This window comes from Pelotalea chapellei (genome assembly GCF_018531195.1).
Classification (GTDB): domain Bacteria; phylum Desulfobacterota; class Desulfuromonadia; order Geobacterales; family Pseudopelobacteraceae; genus Pelotalea; species Pelotalea chapellei.
In genome coordinates, this window is the sequence record NZ_JAHDYS010000017.1 from 63377 (window position 1) to 77440 (window position 14064).

Annotated in this window: 13 protein-coding genes and 2 pseudogenes; 10 read left to right on the top strand and 5 right to left on the bottom strand. The window is 50.9% G+C overall.

Annotation, left to right across the window (positions count from 1 at the left end; genetic code table 11):
• Positions 1-140: 140 nt before the first annotated feature.
• The 5 genes and pseudogenes from KJB30_RS15410 to KJB30_RS15425 all read left to right on the top strand — a co-directional run bounded on the left by KJB30_RS15410 (position 141) and on the right by KJB30_RS15425 (position 5021).
• Positions 141-1133, top strand: coding sequence for an HlyD family secretion protein (locus KJB30_RS15410; RefSeq protein WP_214300954.1), 993 nt, complete (start codon positions 141-143; stop codon positions 1131-1133).
• Between the two features lie 28 nt (positions 1134-1161).
• A pseudogene (locus KJB30_RS18675) lies at positions 1162-1716 on the top strand (ABC transporter ATP-binding protein); the annotation flags it as partial.
• 195 nt (positions 1717-1911) lie between these two features.
• Positions 1912-2616: pseudogene (locus KJB30_RS18680) on the top strand (ABC transporter ATP-binding protein); the annotation flags it as partial.
• Positions 2617-2693: 77 nt separating this feature from the next.
• On the top strand, positions 2694-3830 hold the full coding sequence (locus tag KJB30_RS15420; protein ID WP_214300958.1) for an ABC transporter permease: 1137 nt from the start codon (positions 2694-2696) through the stop codon (positions 3828-3830).
• Positions 3831-3890: 60 nt separating this feature from the next.
• On the top strand, positions 3891-5021 hold the full coding sequence (locus KJB30_RS15425; RefSeq protein WP_214300960.1) for an ABC transporter permease: 1131 nt from the start codon (positions 3891-3893) through the stop codon (positions 5019-5021).
• A gap of 161 nt (positions 5022-5182) precedes the next feature.
• On the opposite strand, the gene KJB30_RS15430 is transcribed toward KJB30_RS15425, so the two are convergent.
• Positions 5183-5434 carry a SlyX family protein gene (locus KJB30_RS15430; RefSeq protein ID WP_214300962.1) on the bottom strand — a complete coding sequence of 84 codons (252 nt, stop codon included), beginning with the start codon at positions 5432-5434 and terminating at the stop codon, positions 5183-5185.
• 284 nt (positions 5435-5718) lie between these two features.
• Here KJB30_RS15430 and KJB30_RS15435 point away from each other — a divergent pair, with 284 nt between their 5' ends.
• Together KJB30_RS15435 and KJB30_RS15440 are read left to right on the top strand one after the other, a co-directional pair.
• Positions 5719-5871 (top strand): hypothetical protein, encoded by a 153-nt coding sequence (locus tag KJB30_RS15435; RefSeq protein WP_214300964.1) that lies wholly within the window; start codon positions 5719-5721, stop codon positions 5869-5871.
• A gap of 161 nt (positions 5872-6032) precedes the next feature.
• Positions 6033-6515 carry an FKBP-type peptidyl-prolyl cis-trans isomerase gene (locus tag KJB30_RS15440; RefSeq protein WP_214300966.1) on the top strand — a complete coding sequence of 161 codons (483 nt, stop codon included), beginning with the start codon at positions 6033-6035 and terminating at the stop codon, positions 6513-6515.
• A gap of 322 nt (positions 6516-6837) precedes the next feature.
• Here KJB30_RS15440 and can read toward each other — a convergent pair whose 3' ends face one another.
• The 3 genes from can to KJB30_RS15455 are packed head-to-tail and all read right to left on the bottom strand — an operon-like array spanning position 6838 to position 9352.
• A complete protein-coding gene (gene can / locus KJB30_RS15445) occupies positions 6838-7533 on the bottom strand; it encodes a carbonate dehydratase (protein ID WP_246545730.1) in 696 nt (231 codons plus the stop codon).
• The gene (locus KJB30_RS15450; protein ID WP_214300968.1) at positions 7511-8323 is read right to left on the bottom strand and encodes a DnaJ domain-containing protein; all 813 of its coding nucleotides are present in this window, start codon (positions 8321-8323) and stop codon (positions 7511-7513) included. Before KJB30_RS15450 ends, can begins: the two co-directional genes overlap by 23 nt.
• A gap of 54 nt (positions 8324-8377) precedes the next feature.
• Positions 8378-9352: a serine/threonine protein kinase gene (locus KJB30_RS15455; RefSeq protein WP_214300970.1), complete on the bottom strand. Its 975-nt coding sequence runs from the start codon at positions 9350-9352 to the stop codon at positions 8378-8380.
• Positions 9353-9787: 435 nt separating this feature from the next.
• Here KJB30_RS15455 and KJB30_RS15460 point away from each other — a divergent pair, with 435 nt between their 5' ends.
• Both KJB30_RS15460 and KJB30_RS15465 read left to right on the top strand, forming a co-directional pair.
• Positions 9788-10351: a CheB methylesterase domain-containing protein gene (locus tag KJB30_RS15460; RefSeq protein ID WP_214300972.1), complete on the top strand. Its 564-nt coding sequence runs from the start codon at positions 9788-9790 to the stop codon at positions 10349-10351.
• Between the two features lie 24 nt (positions 10352-10375).
• Positions 10376-12091 (top strand): methyl-accepting chemotaxis protein, encoded by a 1716-nt coding sequence (locus tag KJB30_RS15465; protein WP_214300974.1) that lies wholly within the window; start codon positions 10376-10378, stop codon positions 12089-12091.
• Between the two features lie 88 nt (positions 12092-12179).
• On the opposite strand, the gene KJB30_RS15470 is transcribed toward KJB30_RS15465, so the two are convergent.
• Positions 12180-12806 carry a trimeric intracellular cation channel family protein gene (locus KJB30_RS15470; protein WP_214300976.1) on the bottom strand — a complete coding sequence of 209 codons (627 nt, stop codon included), beginning with the start codon at positions 12804-12806 and terminating at the stop codon, positions 12180-12182.
• 162 nt (positions 12807-12968) lie between these two features.
• On the opposite strand from KJB30_RS15470, the gene KJB30_RS15475 reads away from it, so the two are divergent.
• The gene (locus KJB30_RS15475) at positions 12969-13700 is read left to right on the top strand and encodes a DUF4197 domain-containing protein (protein WP_214300978.1); all 732 of its coding nucleotides are present in this window, start codon (positions 12969-12971) and stop codon (positions 13698-13700) included.
• The last annotated feature ends 364 nt before the right edge of the window (positions 13701-14064 follow it).

Sequence of the window (14064 nt, forward strand, 5' to 3'; positions counted from 1 at the left end):
TATACTTGCCCTCCATTTACCCTCTGTTGAAGGAGGTCGGGAGGAGGCCATGGCGGCCCGTTAGGCTTGACACTGGCGGAAAGAGCGGGCATTACCTAGAATGAACAATTGCAATGAGGTCTGTGTCAAGGAGATGGAAGATGAGGAAAATTCTGCTGATAACAATCGCAGTTGCCATTATTGCTGTCGTAACCATTGCCATTATTCGAAGGAAACCGGAAGAGACCAACAGACTGAAGGTGTCGGGCACCATCGAGGTCACCTCCACTGAGCTGTCCTTCAAGATCCCGGGCAGGATGATGGAACGTCTAGTGGATGAAGGAGAAATTGTACGGCGTGGCCAGGTGGTGGCGCGTCTGGATACGGAGGAACTGCACAACGAGCGCAGCGCACGACTGGCTGACCAACGTGCAGCTCAGGCAGGCCTGGCTGATCTGCGTGCCGGCAGCCGCCGGGAAGAAATAGCCCAAGGCAAAGCGGCTCTGGCACGCATGCGTGCCGAAGCGGATCGTTCTGTCAGCGATGCTCGACGGATGGAGGAACTCTTCCGCCGGGAGGTTATCCCGCTCAAGGATCTGGAAGCAGCCAGGGCTGCCCGTGATGCATCTGCCGCCGCGGTACGGGAGGCCCAGGAGCGCCTCAAATTGCTCGAGAGTGGTCCGCGGCCGAATGCGGTACAGGAAATGGGCGCCAGGGCGGAGGCTACCAAGGCTGCCTTAGCCCAGGCTGAAACCCGGCTTTCACAGAGTGTGCTGACCTCACCGGTGAATGGACTGGTGCTGAGCAAGCATGCCGAACCGGGCGAAATGGTGGCCGCCGGGGGGGCGATCGTCACTGTTGGCACAATGGATCAGGTCTGGTTGCGGGGCTACATTCCCGAATACGAACTTGGGAAGGTGAAGGTTGGTCAACCTGCCAGCGTGACAGTGGATACCTGGCCCGGACGTACATTCCAGGGCACGATCAGCTTCATCTCGCCCCAGGCGGAATTCACGCCCAAGAACGTGCAGACCGAGAAAGAGCGCGTCAAGCTGGTCTACCGTATCAAGATCACCATGGCCAACCCGCAGATGGAACTCAAACCGGGCATGCCGGCAGATGCTGTAATCTCTATTGATAGCAAACCACGCTGACCAGACAACCCTGCCTCTCAGGTACCTCATGATCATTCAGCTCTCCAGCCTTACCAGATGCTTCGGCTCTCTGACCGCAGTCGACAACCTGACCCTCTCAATTCCGGAGGGAGAACTGTTCGGCCTGGTCGGATCTGACGGGGCGGGCAAGACGACCACCATGCGCATGTTGGCCGGAGTGCTGGATTATACCTCGGGTGAGGCGAAAATTCTTGGCTGCAACAGCCGCGATCTGACAGTGGTACAAGGAGAGATCGGCTACATGAGTCAACGTTTCGGTCTCTACCCCGACCTGACCGTTGCCGAAAACATCCGCTTTTACGCAGATCTGTTTGATGTGCCTGCTGCTGAACGGATTGCCCGCACCCGGCGTCTGCTCACTTTCAGCGGCATGGCCCCTTTTACCGACAGGCATGCCGGCAGACTCTCGGGAGGCATGAAGCAAAAGTTGGGGCTCTGCTGTGCCCTGATCCACACACCCAAGCTACTGCTGCTCGATGAACCGACCAATGGCGTTGACCCGGTTTCGCGGCGGGACTTCTGGCGCATCCTTAATGATCTGCGCAAGGAAGGAGTAACAATTGTAGTGGCCACGGCCTATCTGGACGAGGCCGAGCGTTGCGACCGGGTCGGGCTGCTGCACAACGGGCGCCTGCTGGCCTGTGACACCCCACAGAACCTTACCAAGCTGGTGAAGAGTAATCAGCGGGCACCGTCGCTGGAAGATGTGTTCGTTGAATTGATGGGAGAACAGGAGCTGGCCGTGCCGCAGCCTTCCATTCCTCAACCTGCCGAGCAACAGCCTGGTGCCGAAGCGTCCTCCCCAGCCGTCTCCCTGGAACAGATCTCCAAACATTTTGGAAACTTCATTGCTGTGAACGGCATCAGCCTGACGGTACCCAAGGGGCAGATTTTCGGCTTTCTCGGTCCCAACGGCGCAGGCAAGTCCACCACCATCCGCATGCTGTGCGGCATCCTCTCCCCCACTTCAGGCAAAGGTTCCGTGGCAGGCTTTGACATCACGGCAGAACCGGAACGGATCAAGGAAAACATCGGTTACATGAGTCAACGTTTCTCCTTGTACGAGGACCTGACCGTGGAAGAGAACATCGCCTTTTACGCAGGAATTTACCGGCTGGCGCCGGACAAACGCAGTGAGCGCACCGAATGGGTCATCAGGATGGCCGGCCTCACCGAGCGGCGCAGCTCCAGGGCCAATGAACTCTCGGGAGGATGGCGGCAGCGTCTGGCGCTGGGATGTGCCATTCTCCATGAACCGTCGATCATTTTTCTGGATGAGCCGACCTCAGGGGTGGACCCGCTCTCACGCCGCAGATTCTGGGACTTGATCCGCACCTTGGCCAGGGGTGGGGTGACGGTTTTCGTGACCACACATTACATGGATGAAGCTGAATACTGCGACCGACTGGCACTGATCTATCGTGGAGAGCTGGTGGCCGTGGGAACCCCTGACGAGCTGAAGAAGGAACGGGCTGTTGATGGAGTGCTCCCCAGCCTGGAAGATGTTTTCATCGGGCTGATAGAGGAGCATGACAGGACATGAATCTCCGCCGCTTGAAAGCCGTTGCCAAAAAAGAATTCATCCACGTGCTGCGGGACCCGCGCAGCCTGATGATGGGCATAGGCATGCCAATGATGCTGCTGTTTCTCTTCGGCTACGCCCTGACTCTGGATGTGGACCGCGTGCCCCTGGCAGTGTGGGACCAGTCCCAGACTGTGGAAAGCCGCGAACTCATCAGCCGCTTTTCGGGATCCCGCTATTTCGACCTGGTCCTGACCACAGAAAGCTATGGTCGCATCGAGGAAGCCATAGATCGGCGGGAGGCCCTGATCGCGCTGGTTGTTCCGGCAGATTTCGCCCGCAGCCTGTCCCGGGGAAAGAAAGCTGTTGTTCAGGCAATTGTTGATGGCAGCGACCCGACTACCGCCACTATTGCCCTGGGATATGCTGATGCAACTACAGCAGGATTTTCCGGGGATGTGTCCATGAAAAAGCTGCGTAAGCAGTCGGTTCAATCCACAAAGTTTCCTGCTCTTGATCTGCGGCCACGGGTCTGGTTCAACGCTGATATGGTGTCGCGCAACTTCATTTTTCCCGGACTGATTGCGGTAGTCATGATGATCATGGCCGCCATTCTGACATCCCTCAGCATGGCCCGTGAATGGGAAACCGGCACAATGGAACAGCTCATTGTTACACCAGTTTCCCCTAGCGAGCTGGTTTTGGGCAAGCTGGCTCCCTATTTCTGCATCGGTCTTTTGGACCTGCTGCTTTGCATCGGAGTGGGAGAATTTCTTTTTGATGTTCCGCTACGCGGCAGCCTGGTGCTGCTGACCGTTCTGTCGATGCTGTTTTTGTTTGGTGCCCTTTCCTTTGGAATGCTGATCAGCATCATCACCAAGAATCAGTTGCTGGCCAGTCAACTGGGGATTGTAACCACGATCTTGCCGGCCTTCCTGCTGTCTGGTTTCATCTTCCCCATTGAAAACATGCCGTTTCCGATCCAGATCGTGACCCACATTGTTACCGCGCGTTATTTCGTCTTCATCCTGCGCGGGATATATCTCAAAGATGTCGGCATAGGGATGATGTGGCCCGAGGTACTTTTTTTAGCCGCTTTCGGGGTGATTGTGATGACTGTGGCAATCTGGAAACTGAGGAAAAAGATTGATTAGGAGATTCCTCGAGATGGGAATTTAGAGTATAGGGAGCTGTTGAAAATTCAGAGGTTGTTCATGTTCGATCGACTCAAGGCAATGCTTATCAAAGAATTCATCCAGGTCTTCCGCGACCCGCGCATGCGGATCGTGCTCTTTGTGTTGCCCGTGTTACAGACGGTTATCTTTGGGTATGCCGTCAATATGGATGTCCGAAACATTCCGACCGCTATCCTGGACCGCGACAACAGCAGCGAAAGCCGCCAGCTGGCAGCCACCATGACATCGTCCGGTTATTTCAGGATCACCAATCATATCTCCAGTGACAATGAAGCACAGGCGCTTCTGGATCGGGGGACGGTACGGGTGGTGCTGAATGTTGAGCATGGCTTCAGCCAACGGTTGCAGCGCGGGGAAACCGTCCCGCTTCAGGTGCTGCTGGATGGCAGCGATTCCAACACCGCCGGCGTGATCATGGGCTATCTGGCACGCCTGACAACTGATTACAACATCAGCATACGGTCAGATTACTCCCTTCGCCATCTGGGGCAGACCCTCTCCATTGGACAGGTGGAACTGGCCAGTCGAGCCTGGTTCAACAGCAATCTCGCCAGCCCTCCTTTCTATGTGCCAGCCGTGATTACAAACATTCTTTTCATCATCACCATGTTGCTCTCTTCCATGGCCATTGTACGCGAAAAGGAGCTCGGCACCATTGAACAGGTCATTGTCACTCCTATCCGCAAAGGAGAATTCATCCTCGGCAAAACGCTCCCTTTTGTGCTGATCGGCTACATCGACGTCATTCTGATCAGCCTGGTCGGCATGCTGGTCTTCGATGTACCGCTGCGGGGCAGTCTCTGGCTACTTTTCTTCGCCACAACCCTGTTTCTGATGAGTTCACTCGGTATCGGGCTGCTGATCTCAACAGTCAGTCAAACCCAGCAACAGGCCATGATGTCCGCGTTTTTTATCATCTTTCCAACCATGCTGCTTTCCGGGTTTGCTTTTCCCATTGAGAACATGCCCCAACCGGTGCAGTGGCTGACCTTGCTTAATCCTCTGCGGTTCTATCTGGTCATCATCCGCGGGATATTTCTCAAAGGAATCGGCATTGCCGTTCTCTGGCAGCAACTGGCGGCACTTACTCTTCTCGGTGTGAGCCTACTGGGGATCGCTGTATTGCGCTTCAGGAAAACCTTGGGATAAAAGTAAGGCAGGATGAAAAGGGTTGAAAAACTCAGATTGTTCAAAAATAGTCAGATCGTCGCACCCGGACAAAGCCCCGCGGAGCCGTAGCAGCGCTACGGCGCACAAGGCGGGTTTCGAGGACGGCGGCGAGATGGCTGTTTTTCAACAACCTGCTACTCTTAATAATGTGGTGGTCGTTCCTCTTCTACTGACTCCCCGGTCACCGGAGGAGCAAGAGTGCTGAACTGCTCATTCAGTAGCCCTATGCCTCGTTCCAGCCGCGCAATAATTTGCTCCTGCCGATAAACAGCCTCGTTAAGCTCCTGAATGCTCCGTTCCTGATGCATGAAGCGCAACTCCAGCTCGGTGACCCGCTCTTCTAGATTTTCACCCGCAGAAACAGGAGAAACAACAGCATCATTGTTCTTCATATCAGTACCCTCTCTCTTTTCTTCGAAAAAACCTTTCCAAACCTATGTAAAAAATTTTGCTGCGTCAATAATTTTACCTGATCTTCCAAGTGCAGTAATGGCGCCGTTTGAAACTATTTCTTCCTCATCCCCAGCCCGCAATCCGGAAATATTTTCTCGATTGAAATAACGAGCAATCCTCCCCTCACCCCCTAAGCGACTATAAAAACAACAAAAATTGACGGTGGCATGATTTGTGGAAAGTTATTCAGGATTTTCCATTTCCGAACGTGAGGAGTGAGTCCATGAAAAAGCGGAGTAATATCTGCGGAATACTGCTGCTCATCTTTATTGAGATACTTCTCATGGGCGCTTGCTTCAGGCCAGGCACATTTACGACGACACAGGATGCGAGCTTAAAGAGCAGTGGCAGCCGCCTGGCAATGTACTTGAAATAAAAAAAACTGGATCAATTCATCTCCTTTACATCTGTAGATACTATAGGTGCCAAAGCCAAAAGAAATGGACACAACTATTTTTTCAGGTATAGTGACAAATCTTTTTCGGACTGACAGACCCAAGGCCTGTCAGGACCCTACTACAATCTGAGAGGCATATAATGGCACAAGCAAAAAAAGGCGATAAAGTTCTGATCAATTATACCGGTTCACTTGAAGACGGTACTGTTTTTGACTCCACGTTGGAAGATGTGGAATGTGAAACCGAAGAATGTGAGGACGATGAGTGTGGGTGTGGCGAGACCGGTCCCATGGAGATGACCATCGGCGCAGGAGAATTTTTTCCTCAGATCGAAGATGCCCTTATCGGTATGGCTCCCGGCGAGAAGAAATCCGTAGTCATACCAGCGAAAGATGCTTTTGGTGAATATGACACTGAAAAAGTTTTTAACGTCCCGCGCACAGATGTTCCGGAAGACCTCAAACCTGAAGTAGGTGATGAACTCACCCTCTCAAATGACGATGATGAAGAGATTGAAGTAACCGTGGTTGAAGTGAATGAGGATAGTATCACCTTTGATTCCAACCATCCTCTGGCAGGGGAAGATCTTACTTTTGAAATCGAATTGCTTGAAATAAAGTAGCATTTGACAGCAAACACTTTGTTTACAGCAAGAAACATTGAAGTATACACCAAAAAAAATATAAAAAAAGGGCTTTTATTTCAGGCATTAAGGGGTATAGTTGTCTCAGGTAGCGCTACCTGAGAAACTTAATGACACATGAAGGAGGGCGACATTATCGAGGAAGCTACTCCAGAACAACATTGTGGAATGAAATTACTCACGGCTTGATGTAAAAGCCGCACAGACCCCGAATAGGGTGCAAAGAAGTAAGATAAAAATGAGGCCCGCGAAATGCGGGCCTTTTCATTTTAAGCATGAACAGTCCATCCAAAAATCAATCCTACTGTTCTGTTTCTTCAGCCACCTGCGAATGTCCATGGTCTGAGTCCTGCAAAAGATCCAAAGCAGAGCCGTAGACCTGATCAAGTAATCCTGGATCCGACACAGAGATACCCATATCCCGCACAAGTCCATCCTGCAAACTGTAGAGCCAGCCGTGCACCGTCAGGTTCTGCCCCCTCTCCCATGCTTCGCGCACTATTGTGGTTCTGCAGACATTGACCACCTGTTCAATTACGTGCAACTCGCACAAAACATCCAGTGTCTCCTCATGCGACATATCATCCGTCAGACGCTGCTGGTGCTTTTGCTGCACATCCTGCACATGACGCAACCAATTGTCGATCAGCCCAAGCTTCTTGTTGGCCATGGCTGCCTCTACGCCGCCACAGCCATAGTGGCCGCAAACAATGATGTGTTTGACTTTCAATACTTCAACAGCATATTGGATAACTGAAAGACAGTTCAGGTCCGTGTGAATAACCACATTGGCGACATTGCGATGAACAAAAAGCTCTCCCGGAAGCAGGCCGACAATTTCATTAGCCGGGACTCGACTGTCGGAGCAACCAATCCAGAGATATTCGGGAGCATGCTGGTTGACCAGACGCTGGAAGAATTTTTTATCCTGCTGCGTCATGCGCAAGGCCCATTTGCGGTTATTTCCGAGAAGTTCACTCAAATGTTGAATCTGCATCATTCTCTCCCTCATAGATCATGTCTTCAATTACCTCATCACCACCGGCACTTTTCATCAAATTGCGAGATTTCTGAATTTGAGCGTTATGTTGAGCAAGCTGGCGCAGATAATGCCGCAACGACAATTCCGAGAGCAGGGAGTGTGCCACCAGGTATCGACCGATCGGCTGCTGCATGGTCCGCTGGTGAAGCAGCAGAATATTCAGTTGCGAAGCCGAAAGTAGTCCAAGCTTTACAGCTCGTTCTCCAAAAGAACCGACAATCTGTGTAGAACCCAATATCATGGCTACATCTTCTTCACATAACCACTGCCATTTACATGCGAGAACCCCCAGGGGTGGTCGCAGATCTCGCTGCCACATCATCGCCCGAACCACAGCCTCATATGAAATCGCACCCACATAGTAGAGATAGAGGCCAATCTTCAGTTCAATTGTTGGTAATGGACCATCGTAGTATCGCTCATGCGGAACCCGCTCAAAAATGTTAAGACGAGGCGAAGATGCCTGAAGCACCTGAGCATGGCGCAGAAAAAACGTCGGCCTGCGCTCCTTCAGGTACTCGTTTAAAAGCTTGTAAGCTTCTACTGAACGGCGAAACCGTTCGGTTCGTTTGTCCGCATCCTGAACATTGGCGCAAGCATCAGGATGGTATTCCCATACTTTGTTCCGATAAGCGTTTTTAAGACTATCGCTGCGGATACGGTTGAGGAAATCTCTGGTAACATCTGCCGCAGGAAACAGTGTGCGGCACGCATCCATAAGTTCAGCTTGCTTACGTGGAGTCATATCAACACATTCCCGCCAATTTACACCAGCATGAAATCCTCAGAGCTCGACCTTTCAAGGCAGCTCCAGCGGCAACTCTTCCAACGCTGACAATTGCTCGCGCAGTTCCAGAATATGTTCTCCCCAATAGCGTACGGTGTTGAACCAGGGGAAAGCATCAGGAAAAGCCGGATCTTCCCAGCGGCTGGCAATCCAGGCACAGTAGTGAAGCATTCGCAAGGTGCGCAGGGCCTCCACCAGGCGCAATTCCCGGGGATCAAAATCATTGAATTCCCGGTATCCCTCCATAAGGGCTTCCAACTGAGAATTCCGGCGTTGGCGGTCTCCTGAGAGCATCATCCAGAAGTCCTGGACCGCAGGGGCCATGCGTGCATCGTCAAAGTCGACAAAATGAGGAGCTTGATCCCGCCAGAGGATGTTGCCGGCATGGCAGTCGCCATGACAACGAATGAAACGAAGGGGACCGAGCTCTTCCAGCAGTGCTGCGATGCTCTCCAGCAAACGACTAGTTACTGCCTCGTAACTCGCTCGATAGTCATGGGTAATAAAACGTTCTGTAACCAAGGCAACACTGGCATGACCAAAGGTATGAACATCAAGGGCGGGACGATACACAAAGGGATGGGTTGCCCCGATGCTATGAATGCGACCAAGCATGCGGCCGAGAATCAGCAAATTGTCCAGGTTATCAAATTCCGGTGCATGCCCCCCCTGACGTGGGTAAAGGGCAAAACTGAAGCCACCGTAATGAAAAAGGCTCTCACCGGAGGTATTTTTCAAGGGTGCCACAACCGGCAGCTCATGTTCGGCAAGCTCAAAGCAGAATTGGTGCTCTTCAAGAATCTGCTCACTGCTCCAGCGGTCGGGACGGTAAAACTTGGCGATCAAAGGGGCGCTTTCATCAATTCCGACCTGATACACACGATTTTCGTAACTGTTCAACGCCAAGGTCCGGCAGTCACAGCGAAAGCCCTGGCTTTCAACTGCATCCATAATGAAGTTTGGGGTTAGAGTGTGAAAAGGATGCATGGAGGCTTAATTCCCCTTGATAAAAAGTGATTTGAACTAAGTCCATTTAAATATTAAGAACGATACCATCAAAACGCGCACGAGCCAAGAAGAAGCACCATCTTCACCACGTTGGAGGTTGTTGAAATATGGCACTTGGCCGCATAAAACAATTGTATATTTTTGGAGTATTTATTCGAGAGTTATGATACTAATTAAAACTCCTGTTTTTCGTAGCACAGATAAGAATGAAAGAAATTAATTTCTAAAATCAGCTTTAAAAATAGTGATTTGCATGTGCTGCCAACAGAACCAGGTTTTTTATTGCAACTAAAGGTAAATTGTCAGTTCCTTTCCGATCAATGTTTTAAAGTATTGTTTCCAGTTTCCACTTCATCTCCCCCCTCTGCTCGCAAGATTCAGGAATGGGGATAGCAGACTCGAAAGGGGCAGCAGATGCCTTCCGGCAATCTGATTATTATAGGTTCTTCGACCGGTGGTTTGAAAATCCTGGAGGAAATGTTTCACCGGCTGCCGCCGCTTAAAGCAGCTGTGGTCATTATCCAGCATATTACACCGTTAATAGATCAGGCTTTTGTCACCTCCCTGGCACGAGTTTCTTCCATGCCAGTCAGCCTGATTGAAGAAGGTCAGATTTTTCAACCCGGGCAAGTCTATCTGGCGCCCGGCGGTATTCATGTCGTCCTGGTTTCAAATTTCAAGGCACATCTCTTTTATGGAGAAAGGGTCAATTCTGTCTGTCCCTCCATAGATGTCACAATGAAATCTGTTGTCCGTCCAAACGGTGGAAGACTGGCGGGCATGATTTTAACCGGTATGGGCTGTGATGGAGCTGCGGGCATAGCACATATGAAATCAATGGGAAGCTTGACGCTTGCACAGGATAAAAATACCAGTGTGATTTATGGAATGCCCAAGGCGGCTGCTGAAACTGGAAAAATTGATCATATTCTGCCTACTGAACGGCTTGCAGACAAACTTCGTGAGTTATTCACATAAATAAAGGGATCAGAGGAGGCAAAAATGCACATTACCCGTTTTAAAAATTGGCGGATTCAGTTCAAGATAATGTCGATCTCGGTGATCAGTGTTTCGGTAATGATGCTGGGGCTGTTCATCTACCTGCTGCCAATGATCGAATCACGGATCATGCAGGAAAAGAAAAACACCACCCGCAATGTTGTCGAACTGGCAATGGGAATAGTGGAGCAGCAGGACGCTGAATACAAAGCGGGTAAAATGACCTTGGAACAAGCCCAGAAAGAGGCTGCTCAACATATTTCCAAGCTCCGCTATGACGCCAAGGAATACGTCTGGATCAATGACCTGGGCAAACCGGTGCCCAAAATGATCATGCACCCCACGGTACCGGCCCTTGACGGCAAGCTGCTCGATGACCCCAAGTTCAACAAAGCCACCAGGATGATCGATGGAGTCAATGGACCATCAAAAACCCTGGACAAGAAAAACCTTTTCGTCAGTTTTGTTGAGGTAGCTGATCGCTCCGGCCACGGATTTGTAAACTATGAGTGGCCCAAGCCCAAGAAAGGCGGAGGTACTACGGATGAGCTGTTTACCAAGCTTTCATACGTGAAAAAGTACGAACCGTGGGGCTGGGTGCTGGGAAGCGGGATCTATGTTGACGATGTAAAGAAAGACGTTGCCATCGTCAAATGGACTCTGTTCGGACTCAACACTGTTTTTGCTGCTTTTATGCTTCTGTTATGCTTCTTCATCAGCCGGGGCATCACAAGGACACTTGGTTACGTGGACAGAAGTCTGGAAGAGATGTCCAGTGGCGACGGCGATTTGACTCGACGCCTGGTGGTGGAACGTAGCGACGAAACCGGTTCACTGGCACATTCGTTCAATATCTTCCTCGACAACCTCAAAGAGATTGTCGTGCGCATCAGCCAGAATGCCGTTGAAGTTGCCTCCTCGGCGGACCAGCTCAACAGCACCTCGGCCAGCATTGCAAAAGGAACCCAGCATGCGGCATCCCAGTCGACATCAGTGGCCATTGCCTGCGAGGAGATGGCCGCTACATCAGCTGAAATAGCCAATAATTGCATTAAGACAGTGGAAATCTCAAACCGTGCAACCCAGACTGCCCGCAACGGTTCCGATGTGGTCAGCCATGCTGTTCAGAGCATCCAGCGCATTGCGGAAAAGGTACAGGAGAGCGCAAAGACCGTAGAATCGCTCGGTTCCCGCTCTGAACAGATCGGCAACATTGTAGGTACCATCGAAGACATTGCTGACCAGACCAATCTTCTTGCCCTTAATGCGGCCATTGAAGCGGCACGGGCCGGCGAACAGGGACGCGGATTTGCGGTTGTTGCTGACGAAGTGCGCGCTCTTGCGGAACGCACCACAAGGGCAACGCGGGAAATTGGGGAAATGATCAAAACGATTCAAAAAGAAACCAAATCAGCTGTGGCTGCCATGGAGGATGGTGTCCGGGAGGTAGAGCGTGGCACCGAAGATGCCGCCCGCTCCGGCAAGGCACTGGAGGAAATACTGCAACAGGTGGGGGATGTAACCAGTCAGATAAACCAGATTGCAACGGCGGCGGAGCAGCAGACAGCTACCACCAATGAGATCAGCAAAAGCATGCATTCCATCACTACCGTTGTCAGCGACGCCTCGCACAGTTCTCAGGATACGGCCGCTTCTGCTAATCAGCTGGCAAGCATGGCTGACGAACTGAAAAAGATAGTGGCACAGTTCCGCATGTAAAGATTAAAAATCCGAATAAAAAAGAGGGGTTGTTAGCCGTCAGCGGCGAACAACCCCTCTTTTTTATATTTTGTGAACAATTCTGTGACTATTCCCTTGGAGCAATAAAATTGTCAGATGCCTTTGGTAATGACCAATTATAGCGAATTGACAACAACCTGAGCACGATTACCACTGCAGCGGAAATCAGAAGCACCCAGTTATGGGATAATTGAGTATGGTGCAGCAGATAGAGCAGCGCTCCCCCTGCCAGAGCTGCCGAAGCATAAACTTCCCTCTGCAGCACCAGCGGCACCTGGGTAGAAAACACATCGCGCATCATCCCTCCGGCCGTGGCAGTCATGACTCCCATCATAACCGAACCAACAAAACCCATCTTGAAATCCAGAGCTTTGCCGGTACCAATAACGACAAAAGTACCCAACCCCACTGCATCGAAATAAAGCAGCGGATGCTGCAGCACATACATACGCCCGCGGAACATGAAAACGGCCAGGGAGACAGTTATTGAAAGATAAAGGTATGTTTCATCCTTGAAAATAAACGGAGGTGTATCACCCAGCATCAGGTCGCGCAAAGTCCCACCACCGGTCGCTGTGACCAGACCCAGCACCAGTACGCCAAAAAGGTCCATTCCCCGACGAATTCCGGCCAGAGCGCCAGACGCCGCAAAAGCTGCGGTTCCCAACAAATCAAGACTGTACAGCAGATTCATGTGTGTAACCTCCTTGAAGTGATGCAGTGTAGCGGGCCATACCTATGAATGCAACTTCTTCAGTGTCTTCCGGCACCTTTCCCCTTCAGCAACATCAGTATCCTGTTTTTTCCACAAAAAAAAATGTTATGGTTATAAAAAATCAACCTGGCCGGAGGCACTATGAAAGCACCTACATTATTTCTTCTGTTCCCCATCCTGCTAATCCTTCTTACCGTCCCGTCACATGCAGGTTTTTTCGACGATCTCACCAAAGGCATTGGAAGTTCCGGCACCTCAACTATTGGACTCGACGACTCAACCATCGCAAAGGGTTTGAAAGAAGCTCTTGCTACTGGCACATCCAGGGCAGTTGGTTCCGTATCCCGGCCTGATGGATATTTCAGCAATGAAGCAATCAAGATTCTCATGCCGGAAAAAATAAGGAATGTTGCTGATATCCTGGGGAAATTTGGATTTCAGCAGGAAGTTGACAACTTTGTACTCAGCATGAACAGGGCTGCGGAAAAAGCTGCCCCCAAAGCCAAGGAGCATTTTGTATCGGCACTCAAGGAAATGAGTTTTGAAGATGCCCGCGGCATTCTTGCCGGAGGAAACAGTGCAGCAACCGATTATTTCAGAAAAACGACTGGCGACAAAATTTATGCTTCTTTCAAACCGGTAGTCACCGCAAACATGAAGGATACTGGAGTAGTGCGTAACTATTCCCAGATGATGGACAGGTTCGCAGCCATACCCTTTGTTGGCACAGCGAGCTCATTCGATCTGGGCCACTATGTCACCACCAAGGCCGTGGATGGCTTGTTCAGCATGCTTGCCGTGGAAGAGAATAAAATCAGAACAGATCCTGCCGCACGCGGAACACAACTGTTGAAAAAGGTTTTTGGCAGATAATGTACTTTCTGAGGGTGCCCCACAAACACGGGCCCCGTGTGGGGCGCCTTCACATCTACAAATCGTGATGCATGTATATTGAAGCTATACATTCCTTTCGCTCTGCAACCATTCCTATTTCATTTTATTAATCAACAGCTTACTACCCCACCCACACCTCCTACCCCACCCTTTGCTGTATATCAAAACTATTCCACCATGGATTTTGCCTTGCCTTGCCAGCATGGCCCCACAATATTTAGTAAACAATTACAGTGTGTTATATCATTTTAACCCTCTTGCACACCACTTGGCACGGCCAATGCTAATACCAAGACAACACCAACAAACTACTTAGCTTCAGATACATATCCGCTGCACAGGA

What these genes read in the sequence shown, in the direction of transcription:
- KJB30_RS15410 (WP_214300954.1), top strand. Translation starts at nt 141, where the DNA reads ATGAGGAAAATTCTGCTGATAACAATCGCAGTTGCCATTATTGCTGTC.
- KJB30_RS15420 (WP_214300958.1), top strand. Translation starts at nt 2,694, where the DNA reads ATGAATCTCCGCCGCTTGAAAGCCGTTGCCAAAAAAGAATTCATCCAC.
- KJB30_RS15425 (WP_214300960.1), top strand. Translation starts at nt 3,891, where the DNA reads ATGTTCGATCGACTCAAGGCAATGCTTATCAAAGAATTCATCCAGGTC.
- KJB30_RS15430 (WP_214300962.1), bottom strand. Translation starts at nt 5,434, where the DNA reads ATGAAGAACAATGATGCTGTTGTTTCTCCTGTTTCTGCGGGTGAAAAT.
- KJB30_RS15435 (WP_214300964.1), top strand. Translation starts at nt 5,719, where the DNA reads ATGAAAAAGCGGAGTAATATCTGCGGAATACTGCTGCTCATCTTTATT.
- KJB30_RS15440 (WP_214300966.1), top strand. Translation starts at nt 6,033, where the DNA reads ATGGCACAAGCAAAAAAAGGCGATAAAGTTCTGATCAATTATACCGGT.
- can (WP_246545730.1), bottom strand. Translation starts at nt 7,533, where the DNA reads ATGCAGATTCAACATTTGAGTGAACTTCTCGGAAATAACCGCAAATGG.
- KJB30_RS15450 (WP_214300968.1), bottom strand. Translation starts at nt 8,323, where the DNA reads ATGACTCCACGTAAGCAAGCTGAACTTATGGATGCGTGCCGCACACTG.
- KJB30_RS15455 (WP_214300970.1), bottom strand. Translation starts at nt 9,352, where the DNA reads ATGCATCCTTTTCACACTCTAACCCCAAACTTCATTATGGATGCAGTT.
- KJB30_RS15460 (WP_214300972.1), top strand. Translation starts at nt 9,788, where the DNA reads ATGCCTTCCGGCAATCTGATTATTATAGGTTCTTCGACCGGTGGTTTG.
- KJB30_RS15465 (WP_214300974.1), top strand. Translation starts at nt 10,376, where the DNA reads ATGCACATTACCCGTTTTAAAAATTGGCGGATTCAGTTCAAGATAATG.
- KJB30_RS15470 (WP_214300976.1), bottom strand. Translation starts at nt 12,806, where the DNA reads ATGAATCTGCTGTACAGTCTTGATTTGTTGGGAACCGCAGCTTTTGCG.
- KJB30_RS15475 (WP_214300978.1), top strand. Translation starts at nt 12,969, where the DNA reads ATGAAAGCACCTACATTATTTCTTCTGTTCCCCATCCTGCTAATCCTT.